General features: G+C 64.9%; 23 protein-coding genes. 11 read left to right on the top strand and 12 right to left on the bottom strand.

What is annotated here, in order from left to right; all coding sequences use genetic code 11:
- Positions 1-37: 37 nt before the first annotated feature.
- A complete protein-coding gene (locus E8E91_RS13445; RefSeq protein ID WP_280376161.1) occupies positions 38-1531 on the bottom strand; it encodes a CoA-acylating methylmalonate-semialdehyde dehydrogenase in 1494 nt (497 codons plus the stop codon).
- 131 nt (positions 1532-1662) lie between these two features.
- Here E8E91_RS13445 and E8E91_RS13440 point away from each other — a divergent pair, with 131 nt between their 5' ends.
- A complete protein-coding gene (locus tag E8E91_RS13440) occupies positions 1663-2544 on the top strand; it encodes an AraC family transcriptional regulator (protein WP_280376160.1) in 882 nt (293 codons plus the stop codon).
- Positions 2545-2566: 22 nt separating this feature from the next.
- Here the strand turns inward: E8E91_RS13440 and E8E91_RS13435 are convergent, their stop codons facing one another.
- Complete coding sequence (locus tag E8E91_RS13435) at positions 2567-3409, bottom strand: HDOD domain-containing protein (RefSeq protein ID WP_280376159.1); 843 nt, start codon at positions 3407-3409, stop codon at positions 2567-2569.
- A gap of 109 nt (positions 3410-3518) precedes the next feature.
- On the opposite strand from E8E91_RS13435, the gene ung reads away from it, so the two are divergent.
- Positions 3519-4214, top strand: a complete 696-nt coding sequence (gene ung / locus E8E91_RS13430; RefSeq protein WP_280372439.1) for a uracil-DNA glycosylase — start codon at positions 3519-3521, stop codon at positions 4212-4214.
- A 10-nt stretch (positions 4215-4224) separates the two neighbouring features.
- Here the strand turns inward: ung and E8E91_RS13425 are convergent, their stop codons facing one another.
- The 6 genes from E8E91_RS13425 to E8E91_RS13400 form a co-directional block, all read right to left on the bottom strand.
- The gene (locus E8E91_RS13425) at positions 4225-5088 is read right to left on the bottom strand and encodes a DUF6279 family lipoprotein (RefSeq protein ID WP_280376158.1); all 864 of its coding nucleotides are present in this window, start codon (positions 5086-5088) and stop codon (positions 4225-4227) included.
- A 162-nt stretch (positions 5089-5250) separates the two neighbouring features.
- Positions 5251-6273 (bottom strand): AbrB family transcriptional regulator, encoded by a 1023-nt coding sequence (locus E8E91_RS13420; RefSeq protein ID WP_280376157.1) that lies wholly within the window; start codon positions 6271-6273, stop codon positions 5251-5253.
- Entirely contained in the window at positions 6266-7777 is a 1512-nt protein-coding gene (locus E8E91_RS13415) for a tripartite tricarboxylate transporter permease (protein ID WP_280372436.1), read from the bottom strand. The genes E8E91_RS13420 and E8E91_RS13415 overlap by 8 nt, the downstream gene beginning before the upstream one ends.
- Position 7778: 1 nt before the next feature.
- Positions 7779-8222 carry a tripartite tricarboxylate transporter TctB family protein gene (locus E8E91_RS13410; RefSeq protein WP_280376156.1) on the bottom strand — a complete coding sequence of 148 codons (444 nt, stop codon included), beginning with the start codon at positions 8220-8222 and terminating at the stop codon, positions 7779-7781.
- 65 nt (positions 8223-8287) lie between these two features.
- Positions 8288-9262: a tripartite tricarboxylate transporter substrate binding protein gene (locus tag E8E91_RS13405; protein WP_280376155.1), complete on the bottom strand. Its 975-nt coding sequence runs from the start codon at positions 9260-9262 to the stop codon at positions 8288-8290.
- Positions 9263-9299: 37 nt separating this feature from the next.
- Positions 9300-10565, bottom strand: a complete 1266-nt coding sequence (locus tag E8E91_RS13400; protein ID WP_280376154.1) for an OprD family porin — start codon at positions 10563-10565, stop codon at positions 9300-9302.
- Between the two features lie 202 nt (positions 10566-10767).
- Here E8E91_RS13400 and E8E91_RS13395 point away from each other — a divergent pair, with 202 nt between their 5' ends.
- Both E8E91_RS13395 and E8E91_RS13390 read left to right on the top strand, forming a co-directional pair.
- Positions 10768-11439 carry a response regulator gene (locus E8E91_RS13395; protein ID WP_280372432.1) on the top strand — a complete coding sequence of 224 codons (672 nt, stop codon included), beginning with the start codon at positions 10768-10770 and terminating at the stop codon, positions 11437-11439.
- Positions 11432-12817, top strand: coding sequence for a sensor histidine kinase (locus E8E91_RS13390; RefSeq protein WP_280376153.1), 1386 nt, complete (start codon positions 11432-11434; stop codon positions 12815-12817). The genes E8E91_RS13395 and E8E91_RS13390 overlap by 8 nt, the downstream gene beginning before the upstream one ends.
- Before the next feature lie 110 nt (positions 12818-12927).
- Here E8E91_RS13390 and E8E91_RS13385 read toward each other — a convergent pair whose 3' ends face one another.
- The 3 genes from E8E91_RS13385 to E8E91_RS13375 all read right to left on the bottom strand — a co-directional run bounded on the left by E8E91_RS13385 (position 12928) and on the right by E8E91_RS13375 (position 15560).
- Positions 12928-13683, bottom strand: a complete 756-nt coding sequence (locus tag E8E91_RS13385; RefSeq protein WP_280376152.1) for a transporter substrate-binding domain-containing protein — start codon at positions 13681-13683, stop codon at positions 12928-12930.
- A 66-nt stretch (positions 13684-13749) separates the two neighbouring features.
- Positions 13750-14586: an HDOD domain-containing protein gene (locus E8E91_RS13380; RefSeq protein ID WP_271470352.1), complete on the bottom strand. Its 837-nt coding sequence runs from the start codon at positions 14584-14586 to the stop codon at positions 13750-13752.
- A gap of 32 nt (positions 14587-14618) precedes the next feature.
- Complete coding sequence (locus E8E91_RS13375) at positions 14619-15560, bottom strand: folate-binding protein YgfZ (protein WP_280376151.1); 942 nt, start codon at positions 15558-15560, stop codon at positions 14619-14621.
- Positions 15561-15679: 119 nt separating this feature from the next.
- Between E8E91_RS13375 and E8E91_RS13370 the strand changes: the two genes are divergently transcribed.
- Complete coding sequence (locus tag E8E91_RS13370; protein ID WP_151132420.1) at positions 15680-15934, top strand: succinate dehydrogenase assembly factor 2; 255 nt, start codon at positions 15680-15682, stop codon at positions 15932-15934.
- Complete coding sequence (locus E8E91_RS13365; RefSeq protein WP_280376150.1) at positions 15918-16370, top strand: protein YgfX; 453 nt, start codon at positions 15918-15920, stop codon at positions 16368-16370. The genes E8E91_RS13370 and E8E91_RS13365 overlap by 17 nt, the downstream gene beginning before the upstream one ends.
- Here E8E91_RS13365 and nadB read toward each other — a convergent pair.
- On the bottom strand, positions 16339-17955 hold the full coding sequence (nadB, locus tag E8E91_RS13360) for an L-aspartate oxidase (protein ID WP_280372426.1): 1617 nt from the start codon (positions 17953-17955) through the stop codon (positions 16339-16341). The genes E8E91_RS13365 and nadB overlap by 32 nt on opposite strands.
- 381 nt (positions 17956-18336) lie before the next feature.
- On the opposite strand from nadB, the gene rpoE reads away from it, so the two are divergent.
- From rpoE to lepA, 5 genes are all read left to right on the top strand, one after another.
- The gene (gene rpoE, locus E8E91_RS13355; protein WP_044870604.1) at positions 18337-18918 is read left to right on the top strand and encodes an RNA polymerase sigma factor RpoE; all 582 of its coding nucleotides are present in this window, start codon (positions 18337-18339) and stop codon (positions 18916-18918) included.
- Positions 18919-18949: 31 nt separating this feature from the next.
- Complete coding sequence (locus E8E91_RS13350; protein ID WP_190832940.1) at positions 18950-19543, top strand: RseA family anti-sigma factor; 594 nt, start codon at positions 18950-18952, stop codon at positions 19541-19543.
- A gap of 8 nt (positions 19544-19551) precedes the next feature.
- Positions 19552-20508, top strand: coding sequence for a MucB/RseB C-terminal domain-containing protein (locus E8E91_RS13345; RefSeq protein ID WP_280376149.1), 957 nt, complete (start codon positions 19552-19554; stop codon positions 20506-20508).
- A gap of 191 nt (positions 20509-20699) precedes the next feature.
- The gene (locus E8E91_RS13340) at positions 20700-22124 is read left to right on the top strand and encodes a DegQ family serine endoprotease (RefSeq protein WP_280376148.1); all 1425 of its coding nucleotides are present in this window, start codon (positions 20700-20702) and stop codon (positions 22122-22124) included.
- A 151-nt stretch (positions 22125-22275) separates the two neighbouring features.
- Positions 22276-24075 (top strand): translation elongation factor 4, encoded by a 1800-nt coding sequence (gene lepA, locus E8E91_RS13335; RefSeq protein ID WP_280372424.1) that lies wholly within the window; start codon positions 22276-22278, stop codon positions 24073-24075.
- Positions 24076-24079 lie beyond the last annotated feature (4 nt).

Below are 24079 nucleotides of genomic sequence, written 5' to 3'. Positions count from 1 at the left end.
GGCGGCGCTGTGCACCGCTTGGCGAATGAATTCGCCCCTACTTCAAGTGAATGGTCATGTTCGGGCCGGTGACCGGTGTGTCATCGAACCAGCGGCTGGTGACTGTCTTGGTCTCGGTGTAGAAGCGCACCGCCTGCTTGCCGTAGGCGTGCAGGTCGCCATAGAAGGAACCCTTCCAGCCCGTGAAGGAGAAGAAGGGCAGGGGCACTGGGATAGGGACGTTGATCCCCACCTGGCCCACTTCCACCGCATGCTGGAAGTGCCGCGCGGCGCCGCCGGAGCGTGTGAACAGGCTGGTGCCGTTGCCGTAGGGGTTGGCGTTGACCAGGGCGATGGCTTCTTCGAGGCTGTCCACTTCCATGCAGACCAGCACCGGGCCGAAGATTTCTTCGCGGTACAGGCCCATCTTCGGCGTCACGCCACGGAACAGGGTCGGGCCCAGCCAGTTGCCGTTCGGGTAATCCGGCACCGTGCACTGGGAGCCATCGAGCAGGCATTCGGCGCCTTCCGCCTTGCCCTCGGCAATCAGTCGCAATACGCGCTGGCGGGCCTGCTGGCTGATCAACGGGCCGAACGCCGAATGGGCGTCCTTCCAGTGGCCGGGGCGCAACTCCGCCATCTGTGCGGCCAGCTCGGGAATCCACTGGCGTGCCTCGCCAACGAAGATCGCCACGCTGATGGCCATGCAGCGCTGGCCGGCGGCACCGCAGCTGGCGCCTATCAGGTTGCTCAGGACCTGGTCCTTGTGGGCGTCGGGCAGCACCACCATGTGGTTCTTGGCGCCAGCGAACGCCTGCACCCGCTTCAGGTGGGCAGTGCCGGTGCGGTAGATATGCTGGCCCACCGGCACCGAGCCGACGAAGGAGATGGCGCGCACGTCCGGGTGGGTCAGCAGGGCATCGACCTGTTCGCGGCCACCGTGGATCACCTGCAGCACGCCCTTGGGCGCACCGGCTTCGATGAAGAGTTCGGCGAGGCGGTTGGGGGTCAGCGGGTCCTGCTCGGAGGGCTTGAGGACGAAGGTGTTGCCGCAGGCGATGGCCAGCGGAAACATCCACAGCGGGATCATCGCCGGGAAGTTGAAGGGGGTGATGCCGACGCAGACGCCCAGGGGCTGGACCCAGCTCGCGGTGTCGATCTCGCGGGCAACGTTCTCCACCGTCTCGCCCATCATCAGGCTGGCCACGTTGGCGGCGTGTTCAGCCACCTCGATACCACGCCAGACATCGCCCTTGGCGTCAGCGAAGGTCTTTCCGGTCTCGCTGGCCAGCAATTCCGCCAGTTCGTCGTGGTGATCCTTGAGCAACTGCTGGTAGCGCAGCATGAGGCGGGCGCGTTCCGGGACCGGTACCTCTCGCCAGGTCTGGAAGGCAGCCTTGGCGCTGGCGACGGCGGCCTCGATCTCCTCGGCCGTGGCCTTTGGCGCCAGGGCCAGGACCTCCTGGGTCGCCGGGTCGGTGATCTCGATCAGCTCACGGGCGCGGCTGTCGCGCCACTCGCCGTCGATCAATTGCGGAATTGTCCGAGACATCTGGTCCTCCACCCGTGAGACGGGACCTTGTTGTTTCTTGCTCTTATAACGGCCGCCGATTCAGATGTGGATTGACGATCTTGGTTGCGGGATGGACGATCTTGGGATTGCGGGCCACCACAAGAATGACCATGAGCCGCTCCGTCGAAACCTCCAACTGGCCGCTGCCGGCCAATGGCGTGCGCTTCACCACGCCGCCCCGCCTGCGCCGCTTGCTGGCTCGCCACGCCTTGACTTCCGCCTGTTATCCACTGGCACTGGGCTACTACCCGGAGGCCCTCGGGCACCTCATGGATCGCCATGAACCGGAAGACAACCTGCTGATCTACTGCCGCTCCGGACAGGGCTGGCTGGAAACCGGGGATGGACGATTCGATGTGGGCGGTGGCGACCTGCTGCTGCTGCCCAAAGGCCGCGCCCATGCATACGGCGCTGATGCGCAGCGACCCTGGAGCATCTATTGGGTGCACTTCGAAGGTGAACTGGTGGAGGACTACCTGCGGCCCCTGGGGCAGTCGGTCCTGCATCGGATCGGCGTGCAGCCGCGCCTGCTGGCCGATTTCGATGCGCTGCTGGGGCTGCGCAAGCAGGGCCTGAACCTGCCGCACTTCGTCCACGCCGCCCATCAGTTGCAGACCTTGCTGACCTCCCTGGCGGTGCTGCCGGTGCGGGGGTATCTCAAGTCAGGCCGGGTGCTCGACGTGGATGCGGTGCAGGCGGTGATGCGTGCCCATCTGCACGACAGTCTCAACCTCGACCAGCTGGCGGCCCAGTTCAAACTGTCGCGCTTCCACTTCGCCAAGACCTACCGGGCCCTCACGGGGCACGCGCCGATCCAGGATTTCATCCAGCTGAAGATGGCCCACGCCTGCCGCTTGCTCGACGAGGGCGACCAGGGGGTGAAGCAGATCGCCGAGCAACTCGGTTACGACGACGTCTATTACTTCTCGCGCCTGTTCAGGAAGGTGGTGGGGATGGCGCCCAGTCATTACCGGGCATTGCATCAGGGGTGAGCTGTACCGGGCTTCTTGCCGGTCAATCGGCTTCGAGCGGCCGGCCGCCCAGCAGTTTCAGCCAGAGCGCCACCACTTCCGCGAGCTCCGCGCGCAGGAGGCGCGGTGTTGGCAGCTCCATGCGCTGGTAGGCCGGCAACCGCGCAAGGCGGTCGTCGTCACGGGGTTCGTCCAGCAACTGGCTGGCGACCTGCACCACGTCCGCCAAATCCACCGCGCCCTTGTGCTGGCGGCACCAGTCGCGACGCAGGCGTGCGCAGTCCTGCAGGTTGCCGGGCAATTTCCAGGCGCTCAGCAGCAGCACGCCCAGTTCAGCGGAGAGCTGTTCGCACAGCCGTTGCACATCGACCTCCAGGCGTGACACCTGCGGCCAGCGATGCAGCTCCTGGAGCAACGGCAGGCTGCCGACGTCCTGCAGCAGGCCGGCCAACAGGGCGTCCTCCTCTTGCAGGTGGGGCAGGTGCTGGGCCAGGCCGGCGCTCAGGGCGGCCCGTTGCAGACTGAGGTTCCAGCGCTTGTTGTAGACCTTGCGCAGGCTGGGTTCGTCACCGCTGAACAGCTGGTGCAGTTCGAAGGCCAGCACCAGGTTGGCCAGGCGCCTGCCGTCCAGCTGCCTGACCAGGTCCAGCAGCCGGGGACAGGGACGGACGTGACCCAGCAGCGGCAGGCTGGCGAACTCCATCAGGCGCCCGGTCAGCGCCGGGTTGGTTTCCAGCAGGTCGCTGACCTGCTCATGGGAGGGCTTGTCGCCCGCCTGCAACTGGCGCAGGTGCAGGGACGTCTCCGGCATCGGCGGCAGCGCACTGGCATCCTTGAGAAAGCGTTCGTAGAGCGCGAGTTTCACGGTGTCGTGGCGATTATCCATGCGGGCTCACTCCGGGCGTCCTTGATTGACAAGGGTAGTGGGCATTTCATAGGGTGCCCGACCATCGGGCGGGAAGCGCCCTGGCAACTGCCACGGAACAGATTGAGTGATGACTGAAAGCGACGACCGGATCAGGCTCGAAGAGAGCTGGAAAGAAGCCCTGCGGGACGAGTTCGAAAAGCCCTATATGAAGGCCCTGGGCGATTTCCTGCGCCAGGAGAAGGCCGCCGGCAAGGTGATCTTCCCGCCGGGACCGCTGATCTTCAATGCGCTGAACTCCACGCCGCTGGAGCGGGTGAAGGTGGTCATCATCGGCCAGGATCCCTACCACGGTCCGGGCCAGGCCCACGGCCTGTGCTTCTCCGTACAGCCGGGCGTACCGGCGCCGCCGTCGCTGCAGAACATCTACAAGGAACTCAAGCGCGACCTGAACATCGACATTCCGTCCCATGGTTACCTGCAATCCTGGGCGGAGCAGGGCGTGCTGCTGCTCAACACCTCCCTGACCGTCGAACAGGCTCGCGCCGGTTCCCATGCCGGTGCCGGCTGGCAGCCCTTCACCGACAAGGTGATCGAGGCCGTCAGCCAGAACCGTCCGCACCTGGTCTTCCTGCTCTGGGGCTCCCACGCGCAGAGCAAGGAACGGCTGATCGACCCCACCAAGCACCTGATCCTGAAGTCGGCGCATCCGTCGCCGCTGTCGGCCTACCGGGGCTTCCTCGGCAACGGCCACTTCAGCCGCTGCAACAAGTTCCTCGTCCAGCACGAATTGGCCCCGATCGACTGGAGCCTGCCCGCGCTCTGAGGCTGGGCACTCAGTGCGGGTAGCACTCCAATCCCTTGAGGTCCGCCATCATCTCGCCGATGTGCTGGCGCAACGCATTGCGCTGGCCCTCGTCGGCACTGTTGAACAGGTCGGTGAGCAGCCGAGCCAGGGCGTCCTCCGCCACGGGATAGGCCTTGCGGTACTTCGCTGTCCAGAAGGTTTCCGGGTCCTGCAGCAGGGCGGTGAGGCGCGCCGGGAAGTCCGCGTTATGACGGCTATAAAGCGCACTGCGCAGCTCCTTCTGCCAGTTCTCGCGGTTGTCGGACCAGATCCGGTTGTAGTCGCCCTGTTCCTTGGCCCAGGTGTCGATGCGCGCCTGCTGGCTCGGCCGCAACGGTCCCAACCATTCCTCGACGCGTTCGCGCATGCGCTCTGATCGCGCTACCACCTGTTCCTTGAACGGCGGCTCGACGTGTTCCTCGCGCAACTCGACATTGCGCTCGTCCATGGAGACATAGAGCTCGCCCATCTGCTGCGGGTAAAGATTCTTCGCCACGCCTATCGCCGTGGGAGTGATTTCTACAGCGATGTCCCGCGCGGCCTCGCGAACCTGCACGAACTGGCCCTGCACATCAGTGGCCGTCAGCTTCGGCCGCTGACTGAGCTGGACCAGTTGCTCCAGCCAGGCGACGTATTCGGGCAGCTGGGTTTTGCAATGCCAGGCGAGGTGCTTTTGCAGACGCGGTTCCAGCCAGGCCTTCTGTGAGTCGTCGAGGCTGACGTAGGTGCTGATCCACCAGGGAATGACCAGATCCAGGTTGCGATAGGCCAGGTCCAGACGACTGCAGGCCGCCACCAGCAGGAATGTCGCGGCGAGCAGCACAGCACGAAGCGGGGTAACGCGTCCGAACATGGAAGTCGGCCTTGGCAATAAGTGGATAGGGGAGAGCATAGGCGGGCCGCATTGCGGTTGACGGTGTGCACGCAACCGGATGTTGCGAATGAGGTGTGAAGTTGGTCGTGTCGATGCGGGGGCGGACGGGGCGCGGGATAAAAAAAGCCCGCACAGGGCGGGCTAAACGTGGGTCTTGTGCTTCTGCCAGCGTCGGAACACCGGCTCGGCGAGGAACAGCACCAGGAGCAGGCGCAACACCTGCAAGGCGGTGACCAGGGGTACCGAGAGCTGCAGGGCTTCGGCGGTGAGGCTGAGTTCGGCGATGCCGCCCGGCATCATGCCCAGCATCAGCGAGCGATGATCGAGCCCGTCCAGCCAGCCCAGTAGTTCGGCGGCAAGGGCGGCGAAGGCCATGCCCAGGGAGGTGGCCAGCAGGGTGCGAGCGATGAATGAGGGCGCGCGCTTGAAGAAGGCGCGGTCGAAGTGACAGCCCAGGGCGCTGCCGATCAGCCATTGGCCGAGCTGGCTGGCGCCTTGCGGCAGGCCCAATTGCAGGTCGAAGCCGATGCTCATCCCGGCACTGACCAGCAGTGGGCCGATCAGCCAGGGATTGGGTTGGTGGAAACGCTGCATCAACAGGGCGAGCAGTGCGCCGCCGGCGAGCAGCAGGGCGAGCCAGCCCCAGTCCACCGACGCGGCCTGGTGCTGCACTGAGGGAACGCCGACGAACAGCTGGAACAAGGCAGGCACGCTCAGCACCACCAGCAGCAGGCGCAGGCTTTGCCCGGCGGCGACGCGGCTGAGCACCGCGCCGTTGCGCTGGCCGAGGTTGACCATTTCGCTGGCGCCCCCCGGCATGCTGGCGAAGAACGCGGTGGCGCGGTCCTCGCCGCTGCGCAGCATGAGGCTGATGCCGATGACGCTGGAAAGCGTGGTGGCCACGGCGCCGACCAGGATGATTGCGCTGTTGGCCAGTACCTGCTCGATCACCGCGGGGGTGAAGTGCAGGCCAATGCCCACACCCACCACCCACTGGCCGCATTTGCGTGCGCCCGGCACTTCCACCAGCGGCAGGTTGCCGATGCAGCGCACGGCGATCACCGCCAGCAGCGAGCCCACCATCCACGGCAGCGGCCAGCCGATCAAGCTGGCCAGCCAGCCGCCGGCGGCGCCCACCAGCGGCGTGAGCAGCCACTTAGGCATGAGCGAGCTTCGCCTTGGCGCGGCGTGCGCGCATCCAGCGGAGGCCTGGCAGGGCCAGCATCACGGCGGTGAGCACCCAGAGGGCGATGGTGATCGGGCTGCTCCAGAGGATGCCGAGGTCGCCGTTGGTGATGGACAGGGCGCGGCGCAGGTTGGATTCCATCAGCTCACCAAGGACGAAGCCGAGGATCAGCGACGACAGCGGGAAGTCCATCTTGCGCAGCAGGTAGCCGAACACCCCGAGGGCCGCCATCAGGACCAGGTCGAAGGTGGTGCTGTGCACGGCGTACACCCCCACCACGCTGATCACGGTGACGGCCGGGACGAGGATCCAGTTCGGCACACTGAGCATGCGGGCGAACAGACCCACCAGCGGGATGTTCATCACCAGCAGGATGACGTTGCCGATGAACAGCGAGGCGATCAGGCCCCAGACCACATCGGGCTGCTGCTCGAACAGCAGCGGGCCGGGCGTGATGTTGTACAGGGTCAGGGCGCCGATCATCACCGCGGTGGTGCCCGAGCCCGGCACGCCGAGGGTCAGCATGGGAATCAGTGAACCGCAGGCCGAAGCGTTGTTGGCCGCTTCCGGGGCCGCCACGCCACGCAGGTCACCTTCGCCGAAGCGGCTGCTGCTGCCGGCCATGCGCTTCTCGCTCATGTAGGTGATAGCGCTGGCGATGGTGGCGCCGGCACCCGGCAGCACGCCGATGACGAAGCCGGCCAGGGAGCTGCGCACGCTGCTCCACCAGGTGAAGGTGAATTCCTTCAGGTTGAACAGCATGCGTCCGCTGGTTTTCACGGCCTGCTGGCCGGTGGCGGTGTGCTCCAGCATCAGTAGCATTTCGCTGACGCTGAACAGGCCGATGACGACGATCACGAACTGGATACCGTCGGACAGGCCGACGCTGTCGAAGGTGAAGCGGTAGACGCCGGTGGTGGCGTCTACGCCCACCGTGGCCAGGCCCAGGCCGATCAGCGCCGAGAGCAGGGTCTTGACCGGCTTGTCGCCGACCATGCCGCCCAGGCAGGCAATGGCGAAGACCATCAGCATGAAGTACTCCGCCGGGCCGAAGGCCACCGCCCAGTTGGCCAGGATCGGTGCGAAGAGCACGACGCCTATGGTGGCGATGGTGCTGCCGATGAAGGAACTCATGGCCGACAGCGAGAGGGCGATGCCGGCCTTGCCCTGACGGGCCAGCGGATAGCCGTCAAGGGTGGTCATGATGGCCGCAGCGTCGCCCGGTACGTTAAGCAGGATGGCCGAGATGCGCCCGCCGTACTCGCAGCCCAGGTACACGGCGGCCAGCAGGATCAGGGCGGTTTCAGGCGGCAGGCCGAGGGCGAACGCCAGCGGCAGCAGGATCGCCACGCCGTTGATCGGCCCCAGGCCCGGCAACAGGCCGACCACGGTGCCGATGAAGGCGCCGAACAGTGCCACCAGGAGGTTGATTGGGCGCAGGGCGACGTCGAAGCCCTGGGCCAGGAAGTTCAGGGTTTCCATGTCAGTTCTCCAGGAAGGCCAGCAGCCCCAGGGGCAGCGGAACGTCCAGCAGGTAGTCGAACAGGCCGTAAAGCAGTGCGCCCATCAGCAGGCCGCTGGCCAGGCTCGGCAGCAGGCGGCCGTTGAACAGCATGCCGAGGCCGAAGCCCACGAGGGTGGTGCTGATGACGAAGCCCAGGGGCTCGAAGAGCAGCCCATAGGCGAACAGGGCGATGACGAAGATCGCGACCTTGCGCGCCAGGGACCAGGAAATCGGCAGGTCCTCGACGTCACCCGGCTTGTAGATCAGCCAGATGGCGGCGGTGGCCATGAGGAACAGCAGCAGCAGGGGGTAGGCGCGCGGGCCGACCGGGTCGTAGCTGAACGGCGCCTGGAAGCCCCAGGCGACCACGGCGAGCAGGGCACAGACGAGCAGCCAGACCGCAGCGAAGATTCGTACGTACATGGCGGTTTACCTAGGAATGCGGAGTCGCCCCTCTCCCAGGGGGAGAGGGGACCGGATTGTGGCGATTACTGCGCCAGGCCGAATTCGCCGGCGAGCTGCTTGTACTGCTTCACCTGGTCGAAGACGTAGGCCTTCAACTGGTCGCCGGTGAGGCTCAGGGGGAACAGGTCGCGCTGTTCACGCAGCTTGGCGAACTCCTCGCTGGCCAGCAGGGTGTCGAACTGCTGCTTCCACCAGTTGAAATCCTCGTCGCTGACTTCCGGGCCCATATAGAAGCCGCGGATCACCGGCCAGACGATGTCGAAGCCCTGCTCCTTGGCGGTGGGGATTTCCGCCAGCTTGCCGGGCAGACGCTGGTCGGAGAGCACGGCGAGGATGCGAATCTTGCCGGCGGCCAGTTGCGGGGTGATTTCACCCAGGCCGCTGCTGGTTACCTGCACGTGGCCCCCCAGCATGGCGGTGAGGGTCTCGCCGCCGCCCTCGAACGCTACGTAGCGCAGCTTCTGCGGGTCGATGCCGGCGGCGCGTGCGATCAGCGCGGTCTGCATCCAGTCCTGGCCGCCGATGGTGGCGCCGGCGCCGAAGACGATGGCGGCGGGGTCCTTCTTCACGGCTTCGACCAGGTCGCTCAGGGTCTGGTAGGGGGAATCGGCGCGTACGGAGATGGCGCCGTAGTCGGTGCCGATGCCTGCCAGCCAGCGCACGGCGTTCTCGTCGTAGCGACCGAATTTGCCCTGGGCGAGGTTCAGCAGGGAGCCGGAGGAGAAGGCGGTGATGGTGCCGGCATCCTTCGGGCGCTGGGCGACCACGGCGTTGTAGGCCACGGCGCCGACGCCGCCAGGCATGTAGGTGACGCGCATCGGCGCCTTGAGCAGGCCGCCATCCTTCAGGCCGCTCTGGGCCAGCTTGCAGGTGAGGTCGAAGCCGCCGCCGGGCTTGGCCGGGGCGATGCACTCGGGGCGCTTGGGCTCAGCCAGCAGCTGGGTGGACAGCAGCAGGCCCGAGGTGATCAGGGCGATGCGGGAGAGGGCAGTCTTCATCGGGAGTCTCCTGTGGAGTTTTATTGTGGTTCAGGCCTCACCAGATCGGCAGTGCATAACTGACGATCAGGCGAAGTTCATCCGCATCGCGGGCAAAGTTGGAGCGGAATCCGGCGTGGCGGGCGCGGAAGGTCAGGTTCTTCAGGCTGCCGCTGGGGACCACGTACTTGAATTCGATATCGCGTTCCCATTCCCGGCCTTCCTCGCTGCTCCCGGTGACCTGGGCGTTGTCGCTGGTGACGTAACGGGTCATGAAGCTCAGGCCGGGCACGCCCATGGCGGCGAAGTCCAAGTCGTAGCGGGCTTGCCAGGAGCGCTGGTCGGCGTTGGCGAAGTCGTTGATCTGCACGAAGTTGACCAGGAAGGGATCGCTGCCATCGATGTAGGCGTAACCGGTGTCGCCGCTCATTCGCTGGTAGCCCAGGCCGACCTTGTGGCTGCCCTGGCCGTAACTGACCATGCCGTTGAGGGCGCGGTTATCCACCTTGCCGGCCTCGGCGCGGCCGGTGTCGTCGCTGATGGCATAGCGCAGGTCGGCGCTCAGGGTGCCGGCGCCCAGCGGCTGGCTGGCCAGCAGGCCGAAGAAGTTCTGGCGGTAGACATCGTCCAGCTCGGCGAAGAAGTAGCGGCCGGTGACGCGCTCGGTGAAGGCGTAGTCCAGGCCGCCGAGGTCGAAGTGATCGCCCGTGGCGGCTGCGGCGAAGCGCTTGTTCTTGTTGTTGATGGCGAGGTCTTCGGAGTTGGTCGAAGCGCGGTCCTTGACCTCATTGAGGCGACCGCCGGTGAAGGTCAGGTTGCTGATTTCCTTCGAGGTGAGCAGGCCACCTTCGAATACCTGGGGAAGGATGCGGCTGTCGCTGGCCTTCACCACCGGCAGTTCGGGAATGTGGGTGCCCAGGCGCAGCTCGCTCTTGGAGGCACGGACCTTGGCGGTCAGACCGAGCTTGCTGTACTCGTCCGGAGTGCCGCCGTCGTCCTGCACCGGTAGCAGGTCGGTACCGCTGCGGCCTGGGCCGGAATCGAGCTTGATGCCGAGCATGCCGAGGGCGTCCAGGCCCAGACCGACGGTGCCTTCGGTGTATCCGGATTCGACGTTGAGGATGAAGCCCTGCGCCCACTCCTCGCGCTTGGACTGGCCGGAGCCGTCGCGGAAGTCGCGGTTCAGGTAGATGTTGCGGGCTTCGAGGGTCGCCGAGCTGTCCTTGAAGAACTCGGCATTGGCGTGCGTGGCCAGGGTGCAGCTTGCGATGGCGAGACTGAGGGTGCAAACAGGCGGAAGCGCCTGCCGTGCGGCAGTTGGCATCGAGTGGTCTCCATTGTTGTTCTTGTCAGCCGGCGCAACCACGGGCCGGCTTTTTTACGGGTGGTCCTTGCCACCCTGTCGCGATGCTATGCAGTGAAACTTTCGCCAGCCTTTCAGTGTGAAAGAAACCTTGCATGGCATTCACAGCGCCCGGCGGCCCGTTAAACTGCTGAGCGATCGCTGCCATTTCGGAGACTTTGTCGTGCGAATCCTGCTGGTCGAAGACCATCCCCAGTTGGCTGCAAGCGTTGCCCAGGTGCTCAAGAGCGCAGGTTGGACGGTGGACGTGCTGCACGATGGCGTCGCCGCCGACCTGGCCCTGGCCAGTGAGGACTACGCCCTGGCGGTACTGGACGTGGGACTGCCGCGCATGGATGGCTTCGAGGTGCTGGCGCGCCTGCGCGGGCGCGGTAAGACGTTGCCGGTGCTGATGCTTACCGCGCGCGGCGAGGTGAAGGACCGGGTCCATGGCCTCAACCTCGGGGCCGACGACTACCTGGCCAAACCCTTCGAGCTGACCGAGCTGGAGGCACGGGTCAAGGCACTGCTGCGCCGCAGCGTGCTCGGTGGCGAGCAGCAACAGCGCTGCGGGGCGCTGGTCTATGACCTGGGAACCCGGCGCTTCAGCCTCGCAGATGAAGTCCTCAGCCTGACCTCACGCGAGCAATCCGTTCTGCAGGCCCTGATCGCGCGCCCGGGGCGGGTGATGAGCAAGGAACAGCTGGCTTCCCAGGTGTTCGGGCTCGATGAGGAAGCCAGCCCCGATGCCATCGAGATCTACATCCACCGCCTGCGCAAGAAGCTGGAAGGCAGCGCCGTACGCATCGTCACCTTCCGTGGCCTGGGCTACCTGCTGGAGAGCCAGGATGCGTGAGGCCGGCAGCCTGCGCGGGCGGCTGCTGCGCCGCCTGGCGCTGATGCTGGGTGGCCCGCTGCTGATCGCCAGCCTGAGTTCCTACTGGAACGCCCGCGAGGCCGCAGACACTGCCTACGACCGAACACTGCTGGCGTCGGCGAGGGCCATTGCCGATGGCCTCTATGAAAACGACGGTCGCCTGAAGGCGGACGTCCCCTATGTGGCGCTGGATGTCTTCGCCTATGACAGCGCCGGGCGCATCTTCTACCAGGTGAACGACCCGGACGGGAAACTGGTCTCGGGCTACGAACACCTGCCGCCGCCACCACCGGGCACCCAGCGCACTGACGACTACCCTGCGCTGGCGCGCTTCTATGACGCCGAGTACGAAGGGGTTGGGGTGCGGGTGGTAAGCCTGTTGCAGCCGGTGAGTGAGCCGCGGCTGAACGGGATCGCCGAGATACGTGTCGCCGAAACCGAAAGCGCCCGCGAGCGCCTGGCCAGGGGGCTGCTGGTGGACAGCCTGTGGCGCCTGGTGCTGCTGGTGGTGGCGGCGCTGGTGCTGGTGTGGCTGGCGGTCAGCGCTTCGCTGCAACCGTTGAACAAGCTGCGCCTGGCGGTGGAGGAACGCGAGGCCGACGATCTGCGGCCTCTACCGGAAGTGGCGGTGCAGCGTGAATTGCGCCCCCTGGTGGACGCGCTCAACCAGTTCACCGAACGTCTGCGCGGCCTGTTTCAGCGTCAGGCGGATTTCATCGCGGACGCTTCCCACGAGCTGCGTACGCCACTGGCCGCCCTCAAGGCGCGGGTGGAGCTGGGGCTGCGCGAGCAGGACCCGGCGATCTGGCGCTCGACCCTGGAAGAAGCGGCACAGAACACCGATCGCCTGACCCACCTGGCCAACCAGTTGCTGTCTCTGGCACGCATTGAAAGCGGCGCGCGGGCCATCGCCGAAGGTGGCGCCGAGCGCATCGAGCTGGGCCAACTGGCGCGTGAGTTGGGTATGGCGCTGGCTCCTCTGGCCCATGCGCGCGGCATCGCCCTGGCGCTGGAGGCGGAGGATCAGGCCTGGGTGATGGGGGAGCCGACGCTGCTCAACGAACTGCTCTGCAACCTGGTGGACAACGCCCTGGCCCACACGCCCAAGGGCGGCAACGTGATCCTGCGGGTATGCTCGCCGGCGGTGCTGGAGGTGGAGGACGACGGCAGCGGCATTCCGCCCGAGGAACGCGACAAGGTGTTCCAGCGCTTCTATCGGCGCAATGTGCAGAGTCGTGGAGCGGGATTGGGGCTGGCGATCGTCGGCGAGATCTGCCGCGCCCACCAGGCCGAGATAAGTCTTCACGATGGCGAGGCTGGCGGGCTGAAGGTGCGGGTGAGTTTCCCGCCGGCGTGACGTCGACCCGCCGAGAAGCTGCTTGGTTGTGGGAGCGATTTGAATCGCGATTGGTCAGTGCCAATGGTCTGCTCTTCGCGAATGAATTCGCTCCCACAGTATTTTTCGGCCTACGGCGCGAGGCTCAGCGGCTCCTGCACTTCCATCAGGTACTGGGCCACCTTGCCGCTGTCCCGCAACAGGGTCAGGCCCTCGTTGAAGCGCTTGATCAGTTCGGCATTGCCGGGCACCTCGCGGGATAGCATCAGGTGCAGGCTGTCGCTACGTACGGGAAGCGGATGGAAGCTCAACCGGGCGCGATCGGCGGAGGTGAACTTGTCGTTGAGCAGGGCGAAGGCGACGACCTTGTCCATGGGAAAGGCGTCCAGCCGTCCGGCCAGGACCATGCGAAGGCCCTGTTCCTCGCCGCTGAGGCGCTTGACCTTGATCTGGCCGTCGCGCTCCGCCTGCTGGAAGGCTGTGCCGTAGTCGTAGCCGAGCGCACCACCCAGGCGCACGTCCTTGAGGTCGGAGACCCGCTGCCAGTCCAGGGGATGGTCCTTGCGGTGGAAGAAGTAGTAGGTGCTTTCCACCACCGGGTCGCTGATGAAGAACTGCCGTTCCCGCTTCGGGCTACGCAGCCAGACGGCGGTGCCGGCACGTTCGCCACGCTCGGCCAGGTGCATCGAGCGGGCCCAGGGGTAGAACTCCCACTGCACCTTGACGCCTTGCAGGGCGAAGGCCTCTTCGACGATGCGTGATGCCACGCCCTGGTGCGGCAGGCGGGCACCCAGGTAGGGCGCCCACTCGCCATTGGTCAGGCGCACTTCTTCCGCGGCGGCAAGGCCGTGGAACAACAGGCAGAAGGCGAGAAGGAGTACGCGCATCCGGTTCCATCCAGCGACGTAGGGGAACCTGAGTCTAGCGCCGGATGGACGAATGCGCGCAAGGCTTTATTGGAGCATGCCCATGGCCGCTTCCATGGCGGCAGAGAGATCTTCGTCGGCCTGCATGTCGACGTTCGGGTCGAGGCCGAGCTTGGCGAAGGCTGGCACCTGGCTCCAGTCCAGCTGGGTATAGGGGTGCTCGCTGCCGAGGTAGCTCTGCAGGGTCGCGACCTGGACGATGTCGATGTAGTCGACGCGCGCCGAGTTGCGGCTGAAGTCCAGGTACTGGCTGGGCACGGCGGCGATCGGCTCGGGGAATTCCCAGGCGCGCAGGATGCGGTCGCCAATCAGCGGATGGATGCGTTCGATCACGTGGTTGAGGCTGATGGAGTCGGCCAGCAGCTCGTTGTGCTCTTCGGCATAGGTGAGGATGGGCAGCACGCCGATCTGTTGCACCAGGCCGGCCAGGGTGGCCTGGTCGGGCATCAGGCGGGTGTAGTGTCGGCAGAGTACGTGGCAGATACCGGCGATTTCGGTGCTTTTGTTCCAGACTTCGCGCATCTTGCGGTCAACCACATCGGAAGTGGCCTGGAACATCTGCTCCATGGCCAGGCCCGTGGCGAGGTTGCTGGTGTAGTTGATGCCGAGACGGCTGATGGCCATCTGCAGGTCGGTAATCTCCTTGTTCGTGCGCAGCAGCGGGCTGTTCACCACTTTGATGATGCGGGCTGTCAGCGCGGCGTCGTTGCCGATCACCTTGGCCAGGTCCTGGATGCTCGCGTTCGGGTCTTCGGCGGTTTCGCGCACCTTCAGCGCGACTTCCGGCAGGGTCGGCAGTACCAGCTCATCGCTTTCGATGGCCTGGATGAGTTCCTGTTGGACTTTCTCGGCAAGCTTGCTCATTGAGTTTCTCGTCAGTGGCCTTCAGGGGCGGGCTAGCGTTGGATTTCGCGGTCGGCGTCCAGGGTGTAGGGCAGGCTCAGCAGGTTCAGTGCGGGGCCGTCGGCGGCGCCCAGGTGGATGCGGCCATCGTTCACGGCATCTTCCTGAAGCACGGCAAGCAGTTCGCAGCCGTTCGCGGCCGGAGCCGCCAGCACCACTTCACCCACTGAGCTCTGGTGAACCGGGGAGAACAGTTCGGCGCCGGGCTGCGGCAGTTCGCCGTCGGCCAACGCCAGGCGGTAGAGGCGGCGCTTGAGTTTGCCCAGGTACTGCATGCGGGCGACGATTTCCTGGCCGGTGTAGCAGCCTTTCTTGAAGCTGACGCCGCCGAGGGCCTGGAGGTTGATCATCTGCGGAATGAACAGCTCGCGGGTGCTGCCGAAGACCTGGCCGATGCCGGCGCGTACCTGGGCCAGCAGCCATGCATCCAGCGGCGCTTGTGGCAGTTGGGCGGCCAGGCGGCTTTCCAGGGCGGCGGCTTCGGCGCGGGGCGCCCAGAGCTCTGCACGGCCATCGGCAAGGCGAATGGCGATCAGGCTGCCTTCACGGGCGACGCTGTCGGCGGTCTGCGGCAGGTCCAGACCGAGGGCGAGCAACGCACCGTCGCCCTGGCTGAGGCCGAAGCGCACCCACTCGGCGCTTTCATCGCTCAAGGTGGATTTGGAGAAGACGGCATATTTCTTCAGGTCGGCCAACTGGGCTTCGAGCAGGTCGCTTGCCATGGCCAGGAGGAAACCCTCGCCTTCCTGGATGATGCGGAAGCTGGAAATCATCCGGCCCTTGGGGGTGCAGCGGGAACCCAGGCTGCTGGTGGCCTGGTCCAGGTAATTGAGGTTGCAGGTCACCTGGCCCTGGAGGAACTTTGAGGCATCCACGCCGCGGACGGCGAGCAGGCCTTCATGGGGGAGCGGACAGAAGAATGCTGAGTCGGCCATTGCGGATCGCTGGAAAAAAGTCTGGGGCGCCATCATAGAGTTCCGCCGGGGGCTTGTCAGCGGGTGTCCGGGGCGGCGGCTGTGGTTATAATGCGCGCCTCATTCCTGGAGGCGCTGTGATGGCCGACTCAATTGAACTGAACCGACTCTTCTGGCACAGCCGCCGCGGCATGCTTGAGCTGGACGTGCTCCTCGTCCCCTTCGTGCAGGAGGTCTATCCGAGTCTCGACGCCGAGGACCAGGCCCGCTACCGCAAGCTGCTCGAGTGCGAAGACCAGGACATGTTCGGCTGGTTCATGCAGCGCGGCGAGCCGGAAGACGCGGACCTGCGCCGCATGGTTCGCATGATCCTGGACCGTGTCCAGCCCAAGTAACGCCTTCGAATGCCACTGGCGCCCGTCGCGGCGCCTGCTGGCCCTCTACCTGATTCTGTCTTTCCTGGCCGTTCTGGCCCTGTCGGTTGCCGACGTTCCTTTCTGGGCTCGGCTTGCCGGCTATTTCGCCTGCGTGGCGCATGCCGCGTGGTGCTTGCCCAGACAGATTCTCCTGAGTTCCCCCAAGGCCTTTACCGGCTTGCGCCTGGATGGTGACGGCTGGCAGCTCTGGTGCGCGGCCGACGGCTGGCGCCCGGTGCAGTTGCGGCCGGACAGCCTGGCGCTGCCGCTGGCGGTGATCCTGCGTTTCCGGCTGTCGGGAGCCTGGTGGGGGAGGGGACTGTGCATTCCGGCGGATGCCCTCGACCATGAGCAGCACCGCCGGTTGCGGGTGAGGCTGGGGTTCAGTCGCCGAAGATGGTCGGAACCAGGATAGTGTCCCGGGCTTCCGGGAGCAGGTCCGGGTAGTCCAGGGTGTAATGCAGGCCGCGGCTCTCGTGGCGCTGCATGGCCGAACGGATCATCAGCTCCGCCACCAGTGCGAGGTTGCGCAGTTCGATCAGGTCGCGGCTGACTTTGTAGTTGCTGTAGAACTCGTCGATCTCGCTGAGCAGCAGGCGTACCCGGTGCTGGGCGCGCTGCAGGCGCTTGTTGGTGCGCACGATGCCGACGTAGTCCCACATGAAGCGCCGCAGCTCGTCCCAGTTGTGGGCGATGATCACGTCCTCGTCCGAATCGGTCACCTGGCTGGCGTCCCAGGTCGGCAGGTGGGTGGGCATCGGGACCTTGTCCAGTTGCCCAAGCATGTCTTCCGCCGCTGAGCGGCCATAGACGAAGCATTCGAGCAGGGAGTTGCTGGCCATGCGGTTGGCGCCGTGCAGGCCGGTAAAGCTGGTCTCGCCGATGGCGTAGAGGCCGGGAATGTCGGTACGCCCGTGCTGGTCAACCACCACGCCACCGCAGGTGTAATGCGCCGCCGGCACCACCGGGATGGCCTGGCGGGTGATGTCGATCCCGAAGTCCAGGCAGCGCTCGTAAACGGTGGGGAAGTGGCTCTTCACGAACTCGGCAGGTTTGTGGCTGATGTCCAGATAGACGCAGTCCACGCCGAGGCGCTTCATCTCATGGTCGATGGCGCGGGCTACCACGTCCCGCGGGGCAAGTTCGGCGCGCGGGTGGAAACGCTGCATGAAGCGCTCGCCGTTCGGCAGCTTTAGCAGGCCGCCTTCTCCACGCACGGCTTCGGTAATGAGGAAACTCTTGGCCTGCGGGTGATAGAGGCAAGTGGGATGGAACTGGTTGAACTCCAGGTTGCCCACCCGGCAGCCGGCGCGCCAGGCCATGGCGATACCATCGCCACAAGCGCCGTCGGGGTTGCTGGTATAGAGATAGACCTTGGCCGCGCCGCCGGAAGCGAGCACAGTGAAGCGGGCATGGAAGGTGTCCACTTCGCCGCTGGTGCGATTCAGCACGTAGGCGCCCAGGCAGCGCTGGCCCTTGCGGCCGAGCTTGCGCTCGGTGATCAGGTCGACGGCGACGCGCTGCTCCAGCAGCTGGATGTTCGGCCGCTTCTTGGCCTGTTCCAGCAAGGTGTTGAAGATGGCGGCGCCAGTGGCGTCGGCGGCATGGATGATGCGCCGGTGGCTGTGGCCGCCTTCACGGGTCAGGTGGAATTCGAAGCCGCCATCCTCGCGAGCGCTTTCATCGTCGCGGGTGAAGGGCACGCCCTGGTCGATCAGCCATTGGATCGCTGCGCGGCTGTGTTCTACCGTGAAGCGCACGGCGTCCTCGCGGCACAGGCCGGCGCCGGCGACCAGGGTGTCTTCGACGTGGGAATCGACCGTGTCGGTATCGTCCAGCACCGCAGCGACACCGCCCTGGGCCCAATAGGTCGAGCCATTGCTGAGATCGGCCTTGCTCAGTACAACGATGTTCAGGTGCGAGGGCAGGGTGAGGGCCAGGGTCAGGCCAGCGGCGCCGCTGCCGATGACCAGTACGTCATGCTGGAAATGTTGGCTCATGTCGGTTCCCGCGAAAAAAGCGGCGGCTAGTATATAGCCGGGGTGGGCGGCACAATAGCTCGCTTATGACAGTGCATGGTGCCAGGGAACTTTTTTAGTCGTTCAGGTTCCATTCAGGGTCACCATTTTGAAGAGACGGTGCTTGCTTACATTTACGCAACGAATGCACATGAAATGTGCAGCCCGGATGCCTGTAGATCAAGCGACTTATATTCGGCGCAGCATGGCCGCGAGCCCTGCTGCGTCATTCCGTGCAGGTGAAAAAACAATCTGCAGGAAGCTTGCTTGGAGGGGAGAACTTTTGCGCAACGCCCGAGTCTATTTTGGCAAGCCGATCCACTGGCTGGCGCAACACCCCTTCGCGATCGACGAGGAGTGTTCATGCTAACCCAGGAACAGGATCAGCAGCTGGTCGAACGGGTGCAGCGGGGCGACAAGCGGGCTTTCGATCTGCTGGTGTTGAAATACCAGCACAAGATCCTCGGGTTGATCGTGCGTTTCGTGCACGACGCCCAGGAAGCCCAGGACGTAGCTCAGGAAGCCTTCATCAAGGCTTACCGCGCGCTCGGAAACTTTCGCGGCGACAGTGCGTTTTATACGTGGCTGTACCGCATCGCCATCAACACGGCGAAGAACCATCTGGTGGCGCGTGGAAGACGCCCGCCAGATAGTGATGTAAGTGCTGAGGACGCCGAGTTTTATGACGGCGACCACGCCCTCAAGGATATCGAGTCGCCGGAGCGAGCCCTGCTCCGCGATGAGATCGAGGCCACAGTGCACCGGAGCATCCAGCAGTTGCCGGAAGATTTGCGCACGGCGTTGACCCTGCGCGAGTTCGACGGCCTAAGTTACGAAGACATTGCCAGCGTCATGCAGTGTCCGGTCGGTACTGTGCGATCCCGCATCTTCCGGGCGCGGGAAGCCATCGATAAAGCCCTGCAACCTTTGTTGCACGGGACCTGAGACAGCGGCGACAGCCAAGAGGGGAACCGCCATGAGTCGTGAAGCTTTGCAAGAATCGCTGTCCGCGGTAATGGATAACGAGGCGGACGAACTGGAGCTGCGTCGAGTTCTCGCCGCCAGCGAAGATCAAGAACTCCGGGCTACCTGGTCGCGTTACCAGATCGCCCGGGCCGTGATGCACAAGGAGCTGCTGGAGCCGCGCCTGGACATCGCTGCCGCAGTCTCGGCCGCGCTGGCCGAGGAAGCCGCACCGCCTGCCCAGGTGGTTCGTGCTCCGTGGCGCAACCTGGGGCGTCTGGCTGTAGCCGCTTCGGTGACCCTCGCCGTACTGGCCGGCGTACGCATGTACAACCAGGACGAAGTCGTGGGTACCCAGCAGCTCGCCCAGCAGCAGGCCAGCCAGCCCGCCATGGTCATGCCGCAAGCACAGCAAGGTGCCGTGCTGGCTGGCTATAGTGAGGATGGTCAACAGGCGCAACAGCCCATCGGTGCGACCCAGTCGTCGTCCGGTTGGCACGAGAAGCGTCTGCCGGCGTACCTGCGGCAACATGCGCAGCAGGCTGCGATGAGCGGTAGCGACAGCGCTCTGCCATACGCCCGCGCTGCCAGTCTGGAGAGCCGCTGAGGAGGAACATGCGCGCACTTCCGGTATTCATCTTGCTTGGCGGCTGGCTGACTCAATCAGCCCATGCCGCCGACGCTCAGGACTGGCTGCAGCGCCTCGCTGATGCGGAGCAGCGCCAGAGTTTCCAGGGAACTTTCGTCTACGAACGAAATGGGAGTTTCTCCACCCATGAAGTCTGGCATCAGGTCCAGCAGGGTGGGGAGGTGCGCGAGCGTCTGCTACAGCTCGATGGGCCGGCTCAGGAAGTGGTGCGCGTCAACGGGCGCACCCAGTGCGTGAGTGGCTCCCTCTCCGATCAGATGGCCGACGGCCAGGTCTGGCCAGCCCGGGCGCTCGACGCCAAGCAGCTGTCCGAATGGTATGACCTGCGCCTCGCTGGCGAGTCCCGGGTCGCCGGGCACGCCGCAGTGGTCCTGACTCTGACCCCGCGTGACCAGCACCGCTATGGCTTCGAGCTGCATCTGGATCGGGACACCGGCCTGCCGCTCAAGTCCCTGTTGCTGAGCGACAAGGGGCAACTGCTGGAACGCTTCCAGTTCACCCGTATCGATACGGCAACCGCTCCGGCGGATGCCGACCTTCAGCCTGGTTCGGCGTGCAAGGCGGTGCGTACCGCTGAGGCGCAGTCCGAGAAAGCCTCCCACTGGCGCTCCGACTGGCTGCCGCCGGGCTTCAGCCTGACCAGCGCCCAGGAACGCCGTAGCCCGGTATCGTCCGATCCGGTATCCAGCCTGCTTTACAGCGACGGACTGGCGCGCTTCTCGGTGTTCCTCGAGCCACTGCATGGCGCCGTAGTCGAAGACGCGCGCAGCCAGCTGGGGCCGACTGTGATGGTGTCCAAGCGGGTCAGCACGGCCGATGGCGACGTGATGGTGACCGTGGTCGGCGAAATCCCGCTGGGAACGGCCGAACGGGTTGCACTGTCCATGCGGGCAGCGGCAGCGGAGGCCACCGCGACACAATGATCCTTGCTACAGGACCCGTATTCGGTTCATGGCGCGGGAGCCTCTGCTCCCGGCCTGTCTTTTTCACGATGTTCCACCGAGCCTTGGGCTGACGCCCCGGGCTCTTTTTGCTTTTGTGTTGTGTTTTGCTCGCAGGGCCGGGCGGTCCAGCGAGTTCATACCACTCGTTATGCGACGGGAGCTGTATGTCGATGCTTAACCTCAAATCCTGCATGACCGCCGTGGCAGCCCTGCTGCTGCTCGGTCAAACCCTCGTGGCTCGTGCCGAGCTGCCGGACTTCACGCCCCTGGTCGAAGAGGCGTCTCCGGCGGTGGTCAACATCAGTACCCGGCAGAAGCTGCCCCAGCGCGGTGCTGCCGGTGCCCAGGCGATGCCTGACCTGGAAGGCCTGCCACCCATGCTGCGCGAATTCTTCGAGCGCAACATGCCGCAAGCGCCGCGCAACCCGCAGGGCGGCCGCCAGCGCGAGGCGCAGTCCCTCGGTTCCGGCTTCATCATTTCCCAGGACGGTTACGTCCTGACCAACAACCACGTGGTGGCCGACGCCGACGAGATCATCGTGCGCCTGTCCGATCGTAGCGAGCTGGAAGCCAAGCTGATCGGTGCAGACCCGCGTACCGACGTGGCGCTGCTGAAGGTCGAGGGCAAGGACCTGCCGATCGTGAAGATCGGCAAGTCCGACGACCTCAAGGTGGGCAGCTGGGTGCTGGCCATCGGTTCGCCCTTCGGTTTCGACCACTCGGTGACCGCCGGTATCGTCAGCGCCAAGGGCCGCAGCCTGCCTAACGAGAACTACGTACCGTTCATCCAGACCGACGTGGCCATCAACCCGGGTAACTCCGGTGGCCCGCTGTTCAACCTGGACGGCGAAGTGGTGGGTATCAACTCGCAGATATTCACCCGCTCCGGCGGCTTCATGGGCCTGTCCTTCGCCATCCCGATCGACGTCGCCATGAGCGTGGCCGACCAGCTCAAGGCCGAAGGCAAGGTCAGCCGCGGCTGGCTGGGCGTGGTCATCCAGGAAGTGAACAAGGACCTCGCCGAATCCTTCGGCCTGGACAAGCCGGCCGGTGCGCTGGTGGCCCAGGTCCAGGAAGGTGGCCCTGCCGCCAAGGGTGGTCTGCAGGTGGGTGACGTCATCCTCAGCATGAACGGCCAGCCGATCGTGGTATCCGCTGACCTGCCGCACCTGGTGGGCAACCTCAAGCCGGGTAGCAAGATCAAGCTGGAAGTCGTGCGTGGCGGCAGCCGCAAGACCCTCGACATGGCTATCGGCGCGCTGCCGGAAGACGGCGACGAAATGGCCGCCGCGACTGGCGACGGCGTCGAGCGCAGCAGCAATCGCCTGGGCGTGAGCGTGGTCGAGCTGACTGACGAGCAGAAGAGGGCCCTGGACATCCAGGGTGGCGTGGTGATCAAGGACGTCCAGGACGGTCCGGCTGCCATGATGGGCCTGCGTCCGGGTGATGTGATCACCCACCTGAACAACCAGGCGATTCCGTCCGCCAAGGCCTTCACGCAAATCGCCAAGGACCTGCCGAAGAACCGTTCGGTATCCATGCGCGTGCTGCGTCAGGGACGCGCCAGCTTCATTACCTTCAAACTGGCCGAGTAGCGCGGTTGTAGTGCAAAAGGGCGGCCAATGGCCGCCCTTTTTCGTTTCTGCCTTCCGCCGCATGGGCGTGACGGGTTGGTCGCCGATCAGGTAAACTCCCCCGCTATTTTTCGGCGAGCAGCCTGCTCGCGGCTTTTTCGAGTGTCCATCCGTGAGTGACCTGAGTCATATCCGCAATTTCTCCATCATCGCCCACATCGACCATGGCAAGTCGACCCTGGCAGACCGCTTCATTCAGATGTGCGGCGGCCTGTCCGACCGCGAGATGGAGGCCCAGGTGCTGGACTCCATGGACCTGGAACGCGAGCGCGGCATCACCATCAAGGCCCACAGCGTTACCCTGCACTACAAGTCGCAGAGCGGTAAGACCTACCAGCTGAACTTCATCGACACCCCCGGCCACGTGGACTTCACCTACGAGGTCAGCCGTTCCCTGGCGGCCTGTGAAGGCGCGCTGCTGGTGGTGGACGCCGGTCAGGGCGTGGAAGCCCAGTCCGTGGCCAACTGCTACACCGCCATCGAGCAGGGCCTCGAGGTCATGCCGGTGCTGAACAAGATGGACCTGCCCCAGGCCGAACCGGAGCGGGTGAAGGAAGAGATCGAGCACATCATCGGCATCGATGCCACCGACGCCGTTCCCTGCAGCGCCAAGAGCGGCATGGGCGTGATCGACGTGCTGGAGCGCCTGGTGGAAGTCATCCCGGCTCCGGAAGGCGAAATCGACGCACCGCTGCAGGCCCTGATCATCGACTCCTGGTTCGACAACTACCTGGGCGTGGTCTCGCTGGTGCGGGTCAAGCACGGCCGGGTGAAGAAGGGCGACAAGATCCTGGTGAAGTCCACCGGCAAGGTCCACCAGGTGGACAGCGTCGGCGTATTCACCCCGAAACACACTGATATGCCCGACCTCAAGGCCGGCGAAGTGGGTTTCATCATTGCTGGTATCAAGGACATTCACGGCGCCCCGGTGGGCGATACCCTGACCCTGTCCAATACCCCCGACGTGGACGTTCTGCCGGGCTTTCAGCGAATCAAACCGCAGGTTTACGCCGGCCTGTTCCCGGTCAGCTCCGACGATTTCGAGGACTTCCGCGAAGCCCTGCAGAAGCTGACCCTGAACGACGCGGCGCTGCAATACGAGCCGGAAAGCTCCGAGGCTCTGGGCTTCGGTTTCCGTATCGGCTTCCTCGGCATGCTGCACATGGAGATCATCCAGGAGCGCCTGGAGCGCGAATACGACCTGGACCTGATCACCACAGCGCCGACCGTAGTCTTCGAAATCGTGCAGAAGAACGGCGAGACCATCTACGTCGACAACCCGTCCAAACTGCCCGACCTCTCGTCCATCGACGAAATGCGCGAGCCCATCGTGCGCGCCAACATCCTGGTTCCCCAGGAACACCTCGGCAACGTCATCACCCTGTGCATCGAGAAGCGTGGCGTCCAGCGCGACATGCAATTCCTCAGCTCGCAGGTTCAGGTTTGCTACGACCTGCCGATGAACGAGGTGGTGCTGGACTTCTTCGACCGTCTGAAGTCGGTAAGCCGCGGCTATGCGTCGCTGGACTACAGCTTCGATCGCTTCGAACCGGCTAATCTGGTGAAGCTGGACGTACTGATCAACGGCGAGAAGGTCGATGCCCTGGCACTTATCGTGCACCGCGACCAGGCCCACTACAAAGGCCGCGCGTTGACCGAGAAGATGAAAGAACTGATCCCGCGTCAGATGTTCGACGTGGCGATCCAGGCGGCGATCGGTGGACAGATCGTTGCACGTACTACTGTAAAAGCGCTCAGGAAGAACGTTCTGGCCAAGTGCTACGGCGGTGACGTCAGCCGTAAGAAGAAACTGCTGGAGAAGCAGAAGGCCGGTAAGAAACGGATGAAGCAGGTCGGCAGCGTGGAAATCCCGCAGGAAGCCTTCCTCGCTGTGCTCAAAGTGGATAGCTAGGGTC

The sequence above is a fragment of the Pseudomonas sp. BN515 genome (assembly GCF_029873155.1).
Taxonomy (GTDB): Bacteria; Pseudomonadota; Gammaproteobacteria; order Pseudomonadales; family Pseudomonadaceae; genus Metapseudomonas.
This window is presented reverse-complemented; position numbering and strand designations above follow the sequence as displayed.